This is a genomic window from Salegentibacter haimaensis, assembly GCF_054121495.1.
In genome coordinates, this window is the sequence record NZ_JBSYGH010000006.1 from 64,173 (window position 1) to 82,999 (window position 18,827).

The following is an 18,827-nucleotide window of genomic DNA, read 5'->3' on the forward strand; positions in this document are numbered from 1 at the left end:
TTAGCGGGCTTCTTTCCGAAGTACCTGCAGGGGTGGGCTTTTAATCACGCTTACCGAATTCGAAAGTCCAATGGCCAAAACGAGAATTACGATTCCCGGTAACAGCACCAGGAACGGAATTAGTGAAGGCACAAAAACAGTATCAAACAGCAGCCAGGCCAGCAGCAGACTGCTTAACAAAGAAAGCAAAATTCCAGACAAGGCACCCAAAAGGCCTAAAAACAGGTATTCAAGCGCAGCGATATTGAGAATTTGATTTCCGGTGGCGCCAATGGTTCTTAATAATACACTTTCCCGAATTCTCTGAAATTTACTGGTACGTACCGCGCCTAGCAAAACTATGATCCCGGTAAATATGCTGAAAAATGCCATGAAGTTGATTAGCCAGGAAATTTTTTCCAGCAAGCCTTCAATGACGGTTAGCACCTGCCGAAGATCAATCACGGTGATATTTGGAAATCTTTGAACCAGGAGTTGCTGCAGCCCGGCCGATTCGGCTTCATCTATCACCTTGGTGGTTAGCACCCTGAACTGGGGCGCATTTTCTAATACGCCTGCGGGAAATACCAGGGAAAAATTCATTTGCATTCTGCTCCAGTCTACTGTGCGAATACTGCCCACCCGGGTTTTTAGAATCACTCCCTGTACGTTGAAATCTAATTGATCGCCAACACTTACTTTGGCATCTTCAGCAAAATTATCGCTAACAGAGACAGGAACCAGCCCTTCTCCTGAAACCGATCCCGTCCATTCGCCGGCCTCCAAAACTTCAGAAGTAACCAGAGAATCCCTGTAGGTCACCCTGAATTCATGATTTAAAACCCACCGATTTATATGAACCGTACTGTCTTCTTTCAATTCATTTACCGGCCTGCCATTAATGCTGCTTACACGCATGGTAACGATTGGAATATCATCGATAAGTTTCAGGTCCCGGTTTATTATGGTCTCGGCTACCGAATCTCTTTGTTGTTTCTGAACATCCAGCAAAATCACATTGGGACTTTCCATTCCGTTTTCCAGGTTAGCCTGGGCAAGCAGGACATCTTTGGTGAAATACAAAGTGCTTATAAGAAATGTACCCACTCCAATACTCAGAATTAAGGTGAGGGTTTGATTTTGTGGCCTAAACAGGTTGAGCAAACTTTGCCTGGCGGTAAAGCCCCAGGAGTAGGGGAAATTCTTTTTGATGAACTTCATAAACAGGCCGGCAATTCCTGCAAGAATCGCGAAGGTGATGCTAATTCCCAGTAAAAAGCTAAAGGAATATCGCAAGTCTCTTAATAACCAATAAGAGAACAACAACACAAACAAAATTATTCCACCAAAAACAAGTTTTCCTGCCATTCCCGATTTGGATTTCCCGTCATCCTGAACTCTTAGAGTTTGCAGTGGCGAAACCCTTAAAGTCCCCATAAGCGGATATAAAGCAAATAGTACCGACATAGAAATGCCTAGCAATAAGCCCATCGAAATAACCAGAGGCGAAAATCCAAGTTCTACTTCAACCGGAATTAAGTCGCCAAGAAATAAAGGAAATAAGTGTTGCAGTAAGAGTCCGATAATAGTTCCGGCGATTCCACCTAAAAGTCCCATTCCGGCGATTTGAATAAGGTAGATAAGAAAACTCTGCTTTCTGCTGGCGCCCAGACATTTTAATACTGCAACGCTGCGCAGCTTTCCTTTTATATAGATATTTACTGCACTGGCAATTCCCACACAACCCAGAAGCAGGGCGATAAAAGCCACCAAATTCAGAAATTTCCCGAAGTTTTCGTAGCGTCTGCCCATACGTTCGCTGGTAGAAGTATGCGTATCGAGATCGGCGTTTTGAGTATCGAGTTCATCGGCGATCGCAGCATCGAGCTTGTCCAGGTCCATCCCGGGTTTGGCTTTAAAATAAAAATCGTAGCCAATTCGGCTTCCGGTTTGCACCAGGCCAGATTCTTCTATAAATGAGTAAGGAATCAAAACCGGTGGGGCAACCGAACTAAACAATCCTGTACTTCCAGGCACCGATTTGAGGGCCCCCGCAACAGGTAATTGAATTCTTCCAATTTTAATACTGTCTCCCGGGGCAATATTTAATTGAATCATTAAAGTGGCATCTACCAAAGCGCCAGAGGTTTCTTTAAAATTGCGGGCGGCAGTCCTGGGTTCGGTTTCCAGTTCGCCATAAAGCGGAAAATCACCTTCTATACCTCTAACCTGCACTAGTTTAGTGCTTCCATTTGCAGGGAAGGCGGCCATAGAAGGAAAGCTTATTTCCCGGGCCTCATATCCCCCGAGGCTATCAATAATTTCCTGCACTCTTTCGTTTGGCGGAGCATTGCTATCTATCCGGAAATCGGCACCCATTAAGGCTTTTGATTGCAGGGCGATATTATCTTTAAGACTTTCCCCAAAAGACTGGATCGAAACCACGGCGGCTATCCCAAGAACGATGGAAGCCATAAAAAGAAACAATTTGCGTCTGCTGGCCCAGCCATCTCTCCAGGCCATTTTCATAAGCCACTTTATACCCGGTTTTCGATGCTTTTGAAGTTGATCTTTCATCTACAGGCTATTTTGGGCATTTCCAATTATTTTTCCTCCTTTAAGACATAAAACCCGTTGGGTCTTTTGTGCCAGCTCCATATCGTGGGTGATAATCACCAGGGTGGTGCCCAGCTGTTGGTTGAGTTCAAAGAGAAGTTCTACGATCTTTTCCCCGGTTTCTGCATCGAGGTTTCCCGTGGGTTCATCGGCGAAAAGTATAGAGGGGTTATTGGAAAAAGCCCGGGCTACGGCTACCCGTTGTTGTTCCCCACCCGAAAGTTGAGAAGGGTAGTGATCATATCGGTCTCCCAGGCCAACTTTGCCAAGCAGGTTTTTAGCTACTTTTCTGGCCTTTTTGTCGCCTTGTAATTCGAGCGGTACTGCCACATTTTCCAGTGCGGTAAGACTTGGCAGGAGTTGAAAATCCTGGAAAATAAATCCTGTTTTTTGGTTGCGTAACAGGGCGCGTTCATCTTCAGAAAGCTTTTCGAGGGAGACCCCACATAATTCCACATTTCCGGAATCTGGGTGGTCCAGGCCGGCACAAATGCCCAATAAGGTAGTTTTCCCGCTACCCGAGGGGCCTACAATGGCAAAGCTCTCGCGTTCTTCGACTTCAAAACTTACATCCTGTAAAACTTTGAGATTTTTGCTTCCGCTGGAATAGCTCTTCTCTAAGTGCTCAACCTTTAATATCTTAGCCATCTTTTAACTCTTTCTGAAGAAAGACAAAATAAAGAAATGATTTCGATTAAACCCCTTGCTATGAAAAACTTGTTGCTTATCGCTTCATTGGTTGGTCTTATTATGCTGAATTCCTGCGGAGAAAAAACCAAACAAAAAGAAGAAACTGCCACTGAAGCCAAAGAGGAAAATCAACAACCCGAAAACTCTAAAAAAAGCATCGTATTCTTCGGCACCAGTTTAACTGCTGCCCTGGGCCTGGATCCAGAAGAAGCTTATACGGCGCATATTCAACAAAAAATAGATTCTTTAGGTCTAAACTACGAGGTGGTGAATGCCGGACTAAGTGGAGAAACCACGGCTAGTGGGCTTAACCGGCTCGATTGGGTATTGAACCAACAGGTTGATGTTTTTGTGCTTGAACTGGGAGCTAATGATGGTTTGCGCGGAGTGCCAATTGAGGAGACCCGAAAAAATTTGCAGGAAATCATAGACAGGGTAGAAAATAATAATCCCGGGGTTCAAATTATCCTGGCCGGGATGCAAATTCCGCCTAATATGGGAGAAGAGTATACCCGGGAATTCAGGGAAATGTTTCCCGAGCTTGCCCGGGAGAATGATTTGGTACTGATTCCGTTTCTTTTGGAAGGCGTAGCTGGAGATCCGAATCTGAATCAGCAGGATGGAATTCACCCTACCGCCGAAGGTCAAAAAATAATGGCTGAAACCGTTTGGGAAGTGCTGGAGGAGGAACTGTAGTTAATTTCTTAATAATTTTTCATACCGCTGATTTTCGTATTAAAAAATAGCATACATTCGCGTGTTTTTAATCTAATTTTAATAATGAGAAAAGTTGTATTGGGTGCATTTGCACTTGTAATGCTAAGCAGTTTAGTTTCCTGTAAGGAAACCGAAACCGAAACTTCGGGTGAGCAAGCTGAACTAAATGTTGAAACTCCTGTTATGGAAGAAGAAACCGAGGCTGCTCCTGCTATTGACACTATGGAAACAGAAACCACAGTGAACGATTCTATTCCTGCTACCGAAGAGATTTCAGAGTAAAAAGAATCGTTTTTTAACGTTTGAAACTTCACAGGTCCTGCCAAAAGCAGGACTTTTTTATTACTCCCGGCGGGGAGTTTCGTCTTAAAAAGGATTTCTTATTTTTGAGCGAAATTAAATTTTTATGAAATACGCCCTGGTTACCGGTGCCTCTCGCGGAATTGGAAAAGCCATTGCCTTAAAACTGGCGAAAGAACTGCAGTATAATATTCTGTTGAATTATAATTCCAATACCACAGCTGCTGAAGAAACCAAACATCTAATCGAGCAGGAGGGAGTGCAGTGTGTGCTGCTTCAGTTTGATGTAGCCAATACCGAAGCTGCAGAAATAGCCCTGGAAAATTTCAGTAAAACTCATCCTGAGGCAGAAATTCAGGTGATTGTAAACAATGCCGGGATTACGCGTGACGGATTGTTTATGTGGATGAAACCTGAAGACTGGCAACAGGTGATTAATACCAACCTTAACGGATTTTACAATGTGACCAAACCGCTTTTGAAGGAGATGCTGGGCAGGCGCTATGGGCGAATTATCAATATAGTATCTCTTTCGGGGTTAAAAGGAAATGCAGGCCAGGTAAACTATTCGGCGGCTAAGGGTGCGGTGGTCGCCGCCACCAAGGCGCTGGCCCAGGAAATCGGGAAGCGGAAAGTTACGGTAAATGCAGTGGCCCCGGGCTTTATCACTTCAGATATGACTTCTGGTTTCGACGAGAAAGAACTAAAAAAACTCATCCCGCTAAATCGGTTTGGAAATCCCGAAGAAGTAGCCGATTTGGTGAGCTTTTTGGCTTCAGACAAGGCCAGCTATATCACCGGAGAAGTGATCAATATTAACGGGGGGCTTTATACCTAGACTATGGCGAACTGGAAGGGGCAATCGCGGGGCACGGTGCTTGGCTTCAGGATTTATGTTTTTATCATAAAAAATTTTGGGCTTTACGCTTCCTACTTTGTGTTGCTTTTTGTGGCGCTCTATTTTATAGTTGCCGCCTGGAATTCCACCAAAAGCGTGTATTTTCTATTTAGAAGACGTTTGGGCTATTCCCGGGTTTCTGCAGCCTTGAATATTTATAAAAGTTATTTTACCTTCGGAAGAATTCAACTGGACCGTGTGGCCATCGCTGCCGGAATGAAAGAAAAATATACTTTCGAATTCGATGGTATAGATCATATCGAAGCCTTACTGAAGCAGAAAAAAGGAGGGATTTTACTTACCGCTCACATCGGGAATTTCAATTTAGCCAAACATTTTTTTGACGATCGTCACGATCATACCATTGTAAATCTCGTGCTTACCGACCAGGAACATGAAGAAATCAAAAATTACCTGGACTCTGTAACAGGGCAATCGGCTATAAAATTGATCACGATCAAAGAAGATCTTAGCCATATTTTTGAAATGAATAAGGCCCTGGAAAACAATGAGCTTCTGGTTTTTGCTGCCGACAGGTATGTGGAAGGGGTTAAAACCTTTGAAGAAGAATTTATGGGAATTCTGCGTAAATATCCGCAGGGGCCTTTTAAATTAGCGGCTAGAAAAGAAATTCCGGTGTTGTTTGTTCACATTATGAGGGAGAAGAAATTTCATTATCATTTTTACGCCAGGCCCTTTAATCCTGAAAAAAATGATGCGAAAATTCTATTAAAAGCCTATCTTGAAAACCTGGAATTTATGCTGAAGAAATATCCGCATCAGTGGTATAATTATTATGATTATTGGAACGATTTCAGTTAAACCTGAACTATGGCAGAAAATTTACTCGAAGAACCCATTCTTGATCCTAAGCGAATCCTGGAGTTAATTCCGCAGAAGCCTCCCTTTGTTATGGTAGATGGGTTGCTGGAATTTACCGATAAAACCGGGGTCACTGCTTTTAGCATTCCGAAAGAAAATATTCTGGTAGAAGAAGGCGAGTTTTCAGAGCCCGGGCTTATCGAGCATATGGCTCAAAGTATGTCGCTTTGGCGTGGTTACCAGGGAAAACTTTTGGGGCTTGATAAACCCAAAACCGGGTTTATAGGCGCTATTAAATCGGTAGAGATTTTCGCCCTGCCAAAAGTTGGAGAGAAGTTGATCACCAAAGTTGAAATTCTTCAGGAGTTTTTAAATGTCACTTCTGTAGGTGCCGAGACCAGAGATGAAGCCGGGAAATTGCTGGCTACTTCAGAAATGAAAACCGTAACGGTAGATTAATGCTCGAAAAATCATTGCATACGATATCTGAACTTAAGGTGAGGTTCCACGAATGCGATCCTTTACAAGTCGTTTGGCACGGGAATTATCTGAAATATTTTGAAGAAGGCCGTGAGGATTTTTGCCGGCAACACGGTATTTCTTATCTCGATGCGAAGGCCGAAGGTTTTTCTACGCCTATCGTGAAATCCAGCTGTGAACATAAACTTCCTTTAAAATACAGCGATGCCTTTGAAGTGCATACGCATTTTATCAATTCGGCCGCGGCGAAGATGTGCTTTAAGTACGAAATTTTTAAGGCCGGGAAACTGATTTGTACCGGGGAGACGCTTCAGGTATTTTTAGATGAAAAAGGGCAGATGGCACTAAACAATCCGCCTTTTTTTGCTGAATGGAAAAAGAAAATGGGCCTGCTTTAATGAAAGCATTGTATTTACTTGACGATTGCATTATTTCTCCGCTTGGTTTTTCGACAGAAGAAAATCTCAAAGCCGTGGAGCAGGGTAAATCGGCCCTGGAGCCTTACGAATCTGCCTCGGGCCAATCGGGTTATGCAGGGGTTATCGCTGCTGAAAAATTAAAAACCGAATTCAGCAAAATTGGTGATCCTGAAAGATTTACCAGGCTGGAACAAATGATGCTGCTGGCAGTAGCTAATGTCCTGGAAAAAAATCCGGGTTTAAATCCTTCTGAAACCGGGCTAATCCTTTCCACCACTAAGGGAAATATAGATTTGCTGGATGAACCCGGAGAATTTCCCGCGAAAAGAATTTATCTGGCTGAACTTGCTAAAGTTATCGCCGGCTTTTTCGGGTTTTCCCAGGAGCCCGTTATCCTATCAAATGCCTGCATCTCGGGCGGACTGGCCCTGGCCGTAGCCCGCAGACTTTGCCATAGCCAAAACCTGAAAAATGTGTTTGTGGTTGGAGGTGATATTTGCAGTGATTTTGTGCTTTCGGGCTTTCATTCTTTTCAGGCTATTAGTACAAGAGCCTGTATGCCTTTTTCAAAAAATCGTGATGGCATAAGTTTGGGAGAAGCTGCGGCGGCGATGCTTTTAAGCACTGAGATTGTTCAAAAAGGAGAAGTGGTAAGTTTAATTGCAGATGCCACGGCCAACGATGCCAATCATATCTCAGGTCCCTCCCGTACCGGGGAAGGGCTTTTGAAAAGTATAGAAAATGCATTTGCTGAAGTAAAAATCAACATCGGTGAAATCGGTTTCATTTCTGCTCACGGGACGGCCACACTTTATAACGACGAAATGGAGGCTATTGCCTTTAACCGTGCCGGGTTAGGAAGGGTGCCCTTAAATAGTTTTAAAGGCTATTTTGGGCATACTTTGGGGGCTTCAGCCTTACTGGAAAGCATATTTACGAAACATACGCTGTTAAATAAAAAATTGTATCCTAGCCCGGGTTTTGAGGAAAAAGGCACTTCAAAAGCGCTGAATATAATCAAGGAGGTACAATATAAAAATATAACCTATGCCCTAAAAACCGCATCAGGCTTTGGCGGCTGCAATCTCGCTTTGGTATTTAAAAAAGAACCAGGAAAAGTCCCGGTTTTAAAGGATAATAAGGAAGAGCTAAAATTATTTATTGAAGATTGGGTTCGCCTTAAAAATGGCCTGGTAGAGCATTCAGGTCAGGTTTTCTTTAGGGATGATGAAAACCTGTCTCTTCCCAAATTTTTGAAGGAGATTTATAAAAAGCTTGACCTGGATTATCCGAAATTTCATAAAATGGATGGCCTTTCCAAACTGGGATTTTTAGCGACCGAAATTCTTTCGGAAAAAGGAAAATTCCGGGAAGATACGGCCCTGATTTTTGCAAATTCGGCTTCGAGTCTGGAGACCGACAGGGAATTCCAGGAATCTACCCGCAGTTTTGCCTCTCCGGCTTTGTTTGTGTATACCCTGCCGAATATTGTGTTAGGGGAAATCAGTATTCGACATAAACTTCAAAGCGAAAATGCATTTTTTATTTCTGAAGCTATTGATGCAGAACTTTTGAAGCACTATGCTTCTACTGTTTTGAGTTCAGGCAAAGCTTCAGAAGCACTTTGCGGCTGGCTAAACTTGGAAAATGGGGAATATGATGTATTTTTGTGCCGGGTATCTTCAGCAGGAAACATCAAATTTTCTGCAGAAAACCTCTCCAAATTATACCATTCTTAAAATGACAGATCTGCATACCGAACTCAAAAAGAGTATTATAGAACAATTAAACCTTGAAGACCTGGAAGTTAGCGATATTTCCAGCGATGAGCCGCTTTTTGGCGATGGTCTTGGCCTGGATTCTATAGATGCCCTGGAGTTAATCGTACTTCTTGAGAAAGATTACGGCATTAAATTGAGCGATCCTGCGCAGGGCCGTGAGATTTTTACTTCAATAGATCAAATGGCTGCATTTATTGAGGCAAACCGCACAAAATAAAATATGAGCAGGGGAGTAGCCGTTACCGGAATGGGGATTATCTCGGCGTCTGGCCGCTCTAAAGAAGAAAATCTAGCAGCGTTATTAAATTCCCGATCGGGGCTTTCCAAACCTGAAATTCTCAAAACTAGGCATAGCACTCTCCCGGTGGGCGAGATCAAAATAAGCGATAAAGAATTTGCTTCGATGTTATCCCTTCCTGAAGATCATTCCTATACCCGTGCCGCTTTGCTGGCCACTTTTGCGATAAAAGAAGCCCTGGAACAATCGGGGCTTGAAATTGATGCTGAAACCGCCTTAATTTCGGGAACCAGTGTGGGAGGTATAGATTATACTGAACGTTATTTCAATGAATTTGAGAATAATTTGGCTTCCCATAAATGGATACAGGCGCAGCATCCCGGCTTTACCACTGAAAAAATTGCCGAATATTTTGGCATATCCGGGCTCGTGAGCAATATCAGCACGGCCTGTTCTTCGGGAGCCAACGCGATAATGACCGGCGCCAGGCTCATCAAAACCGGGAAAGTAAAAAGGCTAATCGTGGGCGGAAGCGATTGTCTGAGCAAATTTACCTTAAACGGATTCAATTCCCTGATGATTCTATCCGATGAAAATTGCCGGGCTTTTGATGCTAACCGAAAAGGGCTTAACCTTGGGGAAGCAGCGGCCTACCTGGTGTTGGAAGCTGAGGAAGAATTAAAGGGAAAACCGGTGTTGGGCCGGGTATGCGGTTATGGAAATGCAAACGATGCCTTTCATCAAACCGCCTCTTCCGAAGAGGGAGAAGGAGCTTTTTTAGCGATGAAGAAAGCTCTTGAAACTGCAGGAATTTCCCCGGGAAATATAGATTATATCAATGCCCACGGGACCGCCACTTTAAATAATGACCTTTCAGAAGGCAGGGCTATAAAACGCATTTTTGGGGAGGTAGTTCCGGCTTTTAGTTCTACAAAGGCATTTACCGGACATTGCCTGGCTGCCGCCGGTGCGGTAGAAGCGGTTTTTAGCCTGCTGGCTCTTGAGCAGGGAAAAGTCTTTCCGAATTTGAATTTTGAGAATTCTATTCCAGAGTTGAATATGCAGCCCGAGGCCAGGCTTTCTGATAAGGCTTTAAACTACGTGCTTTCTAACTCTTTCGGCTTTGGCGGAAATTGCACCTCATTAATATTCAGCAAAGATGGGCTCTAAAATCTATATAAACGGAATAGCTTCGATTAGTTCCCAACCGGCCGATGCCACCGAAGAGAAAGATTTTATGGTCTACCACCAAAATATTATCCCGGCCCTGGATCCCGATTATAAGCAGTTTATCAAACCAATGGCCTTAAGACGAATGTCTAAAGCTGTGAAAATGGGAATATCGGCTTCAAGAATGGCCTTGAGCGATGCCGGAGTAGAAATGCCTTCGGCCATCATCACAGGTACAGGACAGGGCTGCAAACAGGATACTGAAAAATTTCTTCAGGAAATGTTGGAGCGGGAAGAAGAGCTGCTAAGTCCTACTGCCTTTATCCAATCTACACATAACACGGTAGGTGGGCAAATAGCCCTGCATTTGAAGTGCAAAAAGCATAACCTTAGCTATTCTCAAAATTCTGGTTCTCTGGAATCGGCAATTTTGGAGGCTCAGTTGATTTTTGCTGAAAATGATGAGCCTCAGTCGGTTTTAGTAGGAGGGGTTGAAGAGATATCAGAAAAGATCACCGGCTTTATGAAGCTGGACGGGCAGATCAAGCAAGACAGGATTAAGAATTTTGATCTTCTGCAAAATCAAACTTCGGGTACCATAGTTTCAGAAGGAGCTCACTTTTTTGTTTTAGGGTCAACTGCAAATCCCGGCTCTTATGCTGAACTGCTTGACTCCCAGCTTCATTTGACTGTCAAAAACATAGATCAGACTATTGAAAAGTTCCTGTCTAAAAATCAAATGAAATTAGAGGATATAGATCTTTTAATGCTGGGTAAAAATGGCGATGCAAATTATGATTTCTATTACGATGATTTGATAAGTGACCGGTTTAAAAATACCACCTGCCTGGCCTGGAAACCACTTTGTGGAGAATATGATACGGTATCGGGTTACGCTGTTTTTCAGGCTTGTAGAATTTTGAAAACAGGCGTTATTCCTGAGGTCTTCCGAGTAAATTCGGTGGAGCCAGGAAAGATTAAAAATATTCTCATCTACAATCAGTATCTTGCTAAGAATCACGGATTAATTCTGCTACGTGCAATTTAAGTATCTACAGGTCGCGATGGTTTTCTTATTGCTGCTCGGGCTTGTCCTGGCGGGTTTGGGATTGATTTCTTTTTGGATTATTCCCGGCCTTGCAATACTCTATGTGATTTTCCTAATCACCGTTTCTACCAATGTTCGCTTCAATTTTTTTGTAAAGTCACTGAACTCTAATCCCGGGATCAGGCAGCAGCAAATTGCACTTAGTTTTGATGATGGGCCAGCCGAACAAAGCCTGGCCATCCTGGAAGTTTTACAGCGGTTTGAGGTAAAAGCCGCTTTCTTTTGTATCGGGAAAAATATTAAAGCCAGACCCGAAATTTTTCAGAAAATAATTGCTGAAGGACATATCGTAGGCAATCACAGCTTTAGCCATACCCGGTTAATGGGGGCTTTAAGTCGCCGGCAATTAATCGAAGAGATCAAAGCCTGCAATGAAGCGGCGTATGAAGCTTCAGGATTAAATTTGAGATTGTTCAGGCCTCCGTTTGGGATTGTGAGTCCCAAGACCAGAGATGCCCTTAAAGCTACAGGAATGACCTCCATAGGTTGGAGTATACGTTCGTTCGATGCGGTTTTATCTTCAGAAGAAGTTATCTTTAAACGGGTAAAAAAAAGAATTAAACCCGGGGCAATTATTTTATTCCACGATAATAATGAGAAAACCGCAGCTGTATTGGAACGGTTGTTGCTTTTGCTGCAGGAAAAAAAATACGAGGTCGTTAGACTCGATAAATTACTGAAAATCAATGCGTACACTTAGCTTAATTTTGATGTTTTTAGGCCTGGGAACTTCATTACAGGCCCAGAAACTAAATGAGGGGGAGATAGAAAACTTCAGGGAGAAAGTTGTGGAAAAGGTAAGCTCGGTTAAAAGCCTGCAAGCCGATTTTACTCAAACCCGGCATATGGCTATGATAGAAGATAATGGCCAAAGCCGTGGAAAAATTTATTTTAAAGCCCCCGATTTGCTAAAGTGGGAATATGAGACGCCCTATAATTATAAACTCCTTTTTAAAAATGGAGAATTACATATAGAGAACGAAGGCAAAAAAAGCCAGGCTATGCCTGCGGGTAATAAATTGTTCGAAAAGATAGGAAAACTAATTTCAGCCAGTGTAGATGGCAGCCTGGTTCTGGACCAGGATAATTTTGAAACTACTTATACCCGGGATGGTGACTTTATAAGGGCAAATATGAAACCCGGCGACCCACAACTTTCCCGGTTTTTTAAGGAAATTGAACTGAGTTTTGATGGCGAAGGCCTGTTAAACTCGGTTAAACTAATAGAGGAGGCCGGGGATTATACCCATATAGAAATTCGCAACACCCAAATAAATTCAAACATTCCCGATTCGGTTTTTAGCCTCGAAAAATAAGTTGCAGCTTCCTTTAATTTCCTAATATTCTGTCTATTTTAGTAAACTAAACCGGGCGATATGTTATTAGTAGATTTTTGCGAATTGGAATCTTCCCAAACCGAGGGGAATAGGTGCATTAGCCAGATTAAAATCAATGCTTCCCACGATATTTACAAGGGACATTTTCCCGGAAGACCCGTTACCCCCGGCGTAATTTTAATGCAATTGTTCAAGGAGCAGGCCGAGCGGTTTACCGGAAAAAAACTGGCACTAAAGAAGGCTTCGAATGTAAAGTTTCTGGCAGTGGTAAATCCCGAAGAGGAAAACCAGCTTATTCTTGAGTCTGAAATAGAGCAACTGGAAGACGAAATTAAACTTAAAGGTATAGCTAAAAACAACCTGGGTAATTCGCTTAAAATTAGCGCTATATATCAAATTAAAAAATAATTATATTGAGCAAAACTCCAATATACCAGCATAGATTTGAATCTGAAAATTGCTGTATCATCGTGCCTACTTACAATAACGAAAAAAGTCTGGCCAGTGTGCTGCAAGACCTTTTATTGTATACTAACCAGATCCTGGTGGTGAACGATGGTTCAACCGATGCTACTTCAGAAATTTTAAAGGAGTTTACAGGTAAAATTCACATTCATCACTTTCCTGAAAATCGCGGAAAAGGGGAAGCCTTAAAATCAGGTTTTCAGCTGGCAGAAGATTTGGGTTATGAATATGCCGTGACTATAGATTCAGACGGGCAGCATTATCCCGATGATCTCGACATCTTTTTAACCGAACTTGAAAATAAGGACCAAGACACCGAAATTTTACTGGTAGGCGATCGCAATATGGGCCAGGATGGCATTCCGGGCAAAAGCACTACAGGAAATAAATTTTCAAATTTCTGGTTTTTGGTCGTAACAGGGATTCAATTGGGCGATACTCAAAGCGGTTACCGGCTTTATCCCTTAAAAGTTGTGAATGATATTAAGCTTTACACCAACAAATTTGAGCTCGAAATTGAGATCATTGTAAAATCTGCCTGGCGAAAGGTTAAGGTGCGCAATGTACCGATTAAGGTTTTTTATGAAGAGAATAGGGTAACTCATTTCAGGCCATTTTGGGATATCACCAGGATCACAATTCTTTATATGTGGTTTGTGCTGGTGAGTTTCTTTTATATACACCCCCGTGACACTTATCAGGATTTCAGGAGAAAAGGCTTCGGAAGGTTTTGGAAAGAGAATATTATAAAAAGCCAGGAACCGGCACATAAAAAGGCTGCTGCCATTGCACTGGGCGTTTTTGTGGGAATTTCACCTTTTTGGGGGTTGCATACTTTGCTGGTCTTTGGCCTGGCCGCGATCTTTAGATTGAATAAAGTAGTGGCCTTTTTGTTCTCAAATATTAGCATTCCTCCACTTATTCCGTTTATTATTTATGCCAGTTACCAGGCAGGTTCTTTGGTAACCGGAAACGGAATTCAATGGGAGCTAAGACCCGAAGATTTTGATTCGGCCAACGATATTCTTCTCAGTCTCGGACAATATATTTTGGGAAGTTTTGCCCTGGCAGGCGTAGTGGCCCTTTTCCTATGGATTGTCTTTTATTTCTTATTTTCGGTGTCTAATCAAAAACAGGTGGTAAAGCCCTAGATGCACCGAATCTTTATAAAAATCTATTATCTATTTCGGAAAAACAGAATTCCCGGTTTTGCCCTTTTATTCCTGTTTTTAGCTCTTTGCGGATTTTTAGCTTCAAAAATAACGCTGGAAGAAGATGTTTCCAGGTTGATTCCTGAAGGAGAAAAACAGGAGATCACCAGAAAAATTCTGGATCAGAATGAATTTTCAGATAAGATCATCATCAGCATTTCTTCAACCGGAGAAGAAACCAACCGGCACCGCCTAAGCCTTTTTGCCCGTTCATTTTTAGACTCGGTCAAAAAAGAACTTCCGCAGTACATAGACCGTATTCAGGGTCACGTGGCCGAAGATAATATGCTGGATGTTTACGATTTTGTCTATCAAAATCTACCCCTTTTTCTAAATGCCAGCGACTACGAAGCCATTGAAGCCCGCCTGGACAGAGATAGTATTGCTGAAAGGCTTAGAGATAACTATGTGAATCTTGTGAGCCCTACCGGCCTGGTCACCAAAGAATTTATTTTTAAAGACCCACTTTCCATAACTACTTTAGGTTTAAGCAAACTCAGGGAGTTGCAGGTGGGAGGTGATTTTTATCTCTACAACGACTTTCTCCTCACCAAAGATGACCGGCATTTATTGCTGTTTGTAGACCCGAAATACCCGGCTTCAGAAACCGATAAAAATGCCGAATTCGTTCAAAAACTCGATCGTATTATGGCTTCCCTGGAAGCTACTTATCCCGAAACCCGCGGGGAGTATTTTGGAGGGGTTTTGTATTCATTGGCCAATGCCAAACAAATTAAAAATGACATAAAATACACCATCTCGATCGCCCTTGCGATTTTGTTGGTAGTCCTTATAGTTTTTTACCGAAAATTATACGTGCCTCTTATCCTCTTTGTTCCCGGGCTGGCAGGAGGATTATTTGCCCTGGCCATACTTTTTTTGGTAAAGCCTGCAATCTCGGCCATCGCATTGGGAATTGGAGCGGTGCTGGTAGGAGTTAGCCTGGATTATGCCCTGCATATACTCACGCATTTCAGAAATAATCGGGATGTGGAACAACTTTACAGGGAGGTTACCAAGCCGGTCTTAATGAGTAGTATCACCACCGCCACGGCATTTTTGTGTTTGATTTTTCTGAAAAGTCCGGCGCTTCAGGATTTGGGATTATTTGCCGCAATCTCTTTGGTCGCCGCCTCGCTTTTTGCGCTGGTTTTAATTCCGCAATTATATCAGGCTCCACAAAATATAAGTTTAGAGAAGCCGGGTTTTCTCGATCGGATTTCAGCTTACAGGTTCTATAAATTCAGGCCTGTTGTGATTGTTATGCTTGCGCTGTTATTGATTAGCCTGTTTTTCTTTAATCGGGTGGAATTTAATTCAGATATCACGGCCTTAAATTTTCAGCCTGAAAAACTAAGGGAGACTGAAGAGCGGGTTACTGGAATTGCCGGTAGAAACCAGAAAAATCTTCAGTTGGTGGCCTACGGAAATGATATAGACGAAGCTTTGTTGCGAAATTCCCAGTTATATGAAAATTTGCGGGAATTACGCAAAAATGAACTTATCGAAAACTACAGCAGCATCGGCGGGGTAGTGCTTTCTACCGATTTGCAACGGGAGCGCATAAATCGTTGGAAACGCTATTGGAATGATTCAAAAAAAGATAGACTGGAAAACGATCTCATTGATATTTCAGGAAATTTCGGATTTAAACCCGAGAGTTTTCAATATTTCTATGCTCAGTTAGACAAAAATTTTGAAGGGATTTATCTCGAAGATTATCAAAACAATTCCGGACTTTATTTAAGCGATTTCATTTCACAATCTCCCGGATTCGCAACGGTGATAAGCCAGGTGCAATTAGGGGAAGAACGCGCCAGTGAGATCTATAAATTATTCGAAGAACAGGAAGGCGTTACTATTCTCGACCGGGTAAAGATTAATGAAAATTTTCTCGGAGATTTAAAACAGGATTTTAATCGCTTAATTTTTTACTCCCTCATTGCAGTTTTTGTGATTTTGTTGCTTTTCTATCGCAATCTTGAATTGGCAGTTCTAAGTTTATTACCCGTAGCAGGGAGCTGGGTTATAGCCCTGGGTATTATGGCAATGACAGGCCTTGAATTTAATATTCTAAATATAATTATATCAACATTTATCTTTGGTCTCGGGCTGGATTACAGCATTTTTATGACCAATGCATTTTTAAGAGAGTACGATGTAAACAAAGAGGCTTTACCAACCTATCAGGCTTCAATCTTACTGTCGGTGCTTACTACTCTGCTGGGAATGGGCGCCCTGGTCTTCGCGAAACATCCTGCTTTACAGTCGGTAGCCGTGGTGTCGGTTATTGGAATCATAGCGGCAGTTTCGGTGGTTTTCATCTTACAGGCCTGGCTATTAAATTTTCTGTTTATCGAGAGGCGTAATTCAGGGAAACCGGCTTTTAAATTTGCCAATTTATTTACGGCAACCAATTACGAAAACGATCAATTATTCTACCGGGAAGCTGTATTCGATAATTTGAGATATAAGCCCCGGTTTCGAAAATTTGCAGGAACTTTTAACGCAGAGAAAGAACGCTACCTAAAAACTTCCACCTTTTTAGAGGAGAACGATAGAGTTTTGCTTTTTGGCTGCGCCAATAATATTTTGCCGCTGTATTTGAGTTATAAAAAACCAGGGCTTGAGTTGAGAAATTATATTGAAGATGAAATGGCTTATAACAGAGCTAAAAATTCATTCAGATCTTTAAACTATAATTTAGAGATAATCAATGAGATCCCTGAGAATTTGGGCAGAAAAGAGGTTTTTATAATTTGCGGTAAACCCAGTGCCGCTGGTTTTGAGTTTTTGAAGCAGGCAGTGAATCTTAATGCGAAGAAAGTGATCATACTTGACTCTCAATTTTCCTACCGCTGGATCATCGACCTGGATTTTGAAATTCAGTACCGACAAAACAATATAGTCGTATTAAGCCGATTATTGTAATGAATAAGCTTCAGTCTATACTAATTCTTATTTTGTTCATCTCGCTGCATTCCTGCGGGGTGAGGAAATCTATGGAACACAGGCCTGAGGTTGGCGGCTGGGAGCAAATCGATACAACAAGACTGGTTCATTCGAAGGACCATTTTAGCCTGGGAAAAAATTCCCTTCAGAAAAACGAGTTCGGAATTTGGGAACTTTATCTTGAAGGCGATGCCCTGGAACGCGGATTGGCCAAGGGAAGTCTTACCCGGGAGCTTATGAAACGGCAGGAAAGGACATTTATGAACCAGATTGAGACTGTGGTACCTTCAGACTCCTATCGAAATTTTCTAAAAAAAACCATCGCCTGGTTTAATCGCAATATGTACAAACACGTGCCTGAAGAGTATCAGCAGGAGATTTTTGGAGTTTCCCGTTTTGCTCCCAGAGAATTCGATGATTTCGCTGCGCCCTACCTGCGAATGCTCTATTATCACGCCGCTCACGATATTGGCCACGCGCTTCAGGATTTAATGCTGGTGGGTTGTACCTCTTTTGCTGCCTGGGATGAAAAAACCACCGACGGCAGTTTATTGCTCGGAAGGAATTTTGATTTCTATGTGGGCGATGAATTTGCTGAAGAAAAAATCGCTGCTTTCATCAATCCGGCTAAAGGTCATAAATTCATGATGTACACCTGGGGCGGAATGATAGGCGCGGTGAGCGGAATGAATGAAAAAGGTTTGACTGTGACCATTAACGCTGGGAAAAGCAGCATCCCGTTGCAGGCAAAGACTCCGGTGAGCCTGGTAGCCCGGGAAATTCTACAGTATGCCGAAAATACCGCGGAAGCTATTGAAATTGCAAAAAACCGGGAAGTTTTTGTAGCTGAAGCTATAATGGTGGGAAGTGCCCGTGAAAATAAAGCAATTCTAATTGAGGTGTCGCCAAATAATTTTGGTGTTTTTGAGGTCGATAATTCTAATGAAATGATATGTAGCAATCATTTTCAAAGTGAAGCTTTTAAAGAAGACCGCAGAAATCAAAAAACAATAAATAACAGTCACACACAATATCGCTACGAACGAATGACAGAGTTGCTTCAGGAAAACGATAAACTCAATCCTGAAATCGCCGTTAATATGCTGCGCAATAAAGAAGGTTTAGCCGGAGCTAAGCTTGGCTTTGGCAATGAGAAGGCAATTAACCAGTTGCTCGCGCATCACGGGATAGTTTTTAAACCTGCAGAAAATATGCTGTGGGTTTCGGCCAATCCTTACCAGCTGGGAGAATTTGTAGCCTATGACCTCGACGAGGTTTTTGCTAAATTCGAGGCCGGAAATGTTATGAGTTCTGTAGCTTCAGCTGAAAAAAATATCGCCCGGGATCCCTTTATAGATTCTCAAGCTTTTAAAAATTATGAGAAATACCGAAAATTAAGCCGTGAAATAAGGGATGCGATCGATAGGGAACAATTTCCGCAGGAATCAAAAATCACGGAACTGAAACGATTAAATCCCCATTTTTGGAAGGCCTATGCATTGGCGGGAGATTATTATTACGAAACGAAAGATTATAAGCAGGCTGTAATAAATTACAAGCAAGCCTTGCGAAGGGAAGTGAGCAGCAAAGAGGAGGAAGCCTATTTAGAAAAAATGATCAAAAAGGCCTATCGAAAATTTTGAG

The 18,827-nt window shown here is 42.4% G+C and carries 18 protein-coding genes; 16 read left to right on the plus strand and 2 right to left on the minus strand.

The window, feature by feature from the left end; genetic code table 11:
• The gene (locus ACW6QP_RS07500) at positions 1–2,556 is read right to left on the minus strand and encodes an ABC transporter permease (protein ID WP_457910243.1); all 2,556 of its coding nucleotides are present in this window, start codon (positions 2,554–2,556) and stop codon (positions 1–3) included.
• The gene (locus tag ACW6QP_RS07505; protein WP_457910244.1) at positions 2,557–3,243 is read right to left on the minus strand and encodes an ABC transporter ATP-binding protein; all 687 of its coding nucleotides are present in this window, start codon (positions 3,241–3,243) and stop codon (positions 2,557–2,559) included.
• A gap of 60 nt (positions 3,244–3,303) precedes the next feature.
• Between ACW6QP_RS07505 and ACW6QP_RS07510 the strand changes: the two genes are divergently transcribed.
• The 16 genes from ACW6QP_RS07510 to ACW6QP_RS07585 all read left to right on the plus strand — a co-directional run bounded on the left by ACW6QP_RS07510 (position 3,304) and on the right by ACW6QP_RS07585 (position 18,826).
• Positions 3,304–3,981 (plus strand): arylesterase, encoded by a 678-nt coding sequence (locus tag ACW6QP_RS07510; protein ID WP_457910245.1) that lies wholly within the window; start codon positions 3,304–3,306, stop codon positions 3,979–3,981.
• Between the two features lie 84 nt (positions 3,982–4,065).
• Positions 4,066–4,284: a hypothetical protein gene (locus ACW6QP_RS07515; RefSeq protein WP_457910246.1), complete on the plus strand. Its 219-nt coding sequence runs from the start codon at positions 4,066–4,068 to the stop codon at positions 4,282–4,284.
• Positions 4,285–4,408: 124 nt separating this feature from the next.
• Positions 4,409–5,140 (plus strand): 3-oxoacyl-ACP reductase FabG, encoded by a 732-nt coding sequence (gene fabG / locus ACW6QP_RS07520; RefSeq protein WP_457910247.1) that lies wholly within the window; start codon positions 4,409–4,411, stop codon positions 5,138–5,140.
• Positions 5,141–5,143: 3 nt separating this feature from the next.
• On the plus strand, positions 5,144–6,022 hold the full coding sequence (locus ACW6QP_RS07525; protein WP_457910248.1) for an LpxL/LpxP family acyltransferase: 879 nt from the start codon (positions 5,144–5,146) through the stop codon (positions 6,020–6,022).
• Positions 6,023–6,031: 9 nt separating this feature from the next.
• Complete coding sequence (locus ACW6QP_RS07530) at positions 6,032–6,481, plus strand: hypothetical protein (protein ID WP_457910249.1); 450 nt, start codon at positions 6,032–6,034, stop codon at positions 6,479–6,481.
• Positions 6,481–6,900 (plus strand): acyl-CoA thioesterase, encoded by a 420-nt coding sequence (locus ACW6QP_RS07535; RefSeq protein ID WP_457910250.1) that lies wholly within the window; start codon positions 6,481–6,483, stop codon positions 6,898–6,900. The genes ACW6QP_RS07530 and ACW6QP_RS07535 overlap by 1 nt, the downstream gene beginning before the upstream one ends.
• Positions 6,900–8,660, plus strand: coding sequence for a beta-ketoacyl-[acyl-carrier-protein] synthase family protein (locus tag ACW6QP_RS07540; protein ID WP_457910251.1), 1,761 nt, complete (start codon positions 6,900–6,902; stop codon positions 8,658–8,660). Before ACW6QP_RS07535 ends, ACW6QP_RS07540 begins: the two co-directional genes overlap by 1 nt.
• A 1-nt stretch (position 8,661) precedes the next feature.
• Positions 8,662–8,919, plus strand: a complete 258-nt coding sequence (locus tag ACW6QP_RS07545) for a phosphopantetheine-binding protein (RefSeq protein ID WP_457910252.1) — start codon at positions 8,662–8,664, stop codon at positions 8,917–8,919.
• A 3-nt stretch (positions 8,920–8,922) separates the two neighbouring features.
• Positions 8,923–10,110, plus strand: a complete 1,188-nt coding sequence (locus ACW6QP_RS07550; protein WP_457910253.1) for a beta-ketoacyl-[acyl-carrier-protein] synthase family protein — start codon at positions 8,923–8,925, stop codon at positions 10,108–10,110.
• Positions 10,100–11,158, plus strand: coding sequence for a beta-ketoacyl synthase chain length factor (locus ACW6QP_RS07555; protein ID WP_457910254.1), 1,059 nt, complete (start codon positions 10,100–10,102; stop codon positions 11,156–11,158). Before ACW6QP_RS07550 ends, ACW6QP_RS07555 begins: the two co-directional genes overlap by 11 nt.
• The gene (locus ACW6QP_RS07560) at positions 11,148–11,918 is read left to right on the plus strand and encodes a polysaccharide deacetylase family protein (protein ID WP_457910255.1); all 771 of its coding nucleotides are present in this window, start codon (positions 11,148–11,150) and stop codon (positions 11,916–11,918) included. The genes ACW6QP_RS07555 and ACW6QP_RS07560 overlap by 11 nt, the downstream gene beginning before the upstream one ends.
• On the plus strand, positions 11,905–12,534 hold the full coding sequence (locus ACW6QP_RS07565) for a LolA family protein (RefSeq protein ID WP_457910256.1): 630 nt from the start codon (positions 11,905–11,907) through the stop codon (positions 12,532–12,534). The genes ACW6QP_RS07560 and ACW6QP_RS07565 overlap by 14 nt, the downstream gene beginning before the upstream one ends.
• 60 nt (positions 12,535–12,594) lie before the next feature.
• On the plus strand, positions 12,595–12,963 hold the full coding sequence (locus ACW6QP_RS07570; RefSeq protein WP_457910257.1) for a 3-hydroxyacyl-ACP dehydratase FabZ family protein: 369 nt from the start codon (positions 12,595–12,597) through the stop codon (positions 12,961–12,963).
• Positions 12,964–12,968: 5 nt separating this feature from the next.
• Positions 12,969–14,171 (plus strand): DUF2062 domain-containing protein, encoded by a 1,203-nt coding sequence (locus ACW6QP_RS07575; RefSeq protein WP_457910258.1) that lies wholly within the window; start codon positions 12,969–12,971, stop codon positions 14,169–14,171.
• Positions 14,172–17,162 carry an MMPL family transporter gene (locus ACW6QP_RS07580; RefSeq protein ID WP_457910259.1) on the plus strand — a complete coding sequence of 997 codons (2,991 nt, stop codon included), beginning with the start codon at positions 14,172–14,174 and terminating at the stop codon, positions 17,160–17,162.
• Positions 17,162–18,826 (plus strand): C45 family autoproteolytic acyltransferase/hydolase, encoded by a 1,665-nt coding sequence (locus ACW6QP_RS07585; protein WP_457910260.1) that lies wholly within the window; start codon positions 17,162–17,164, stop codon positions 18,824–18,826. Before ACW6QP_RS07580 ends, ACW6QP_RS07585 begins: the two co-directional genes overlap by 1 nt.
• The last annotated feature ends 1 nt before the right edge of the window (position 18,827 follow it).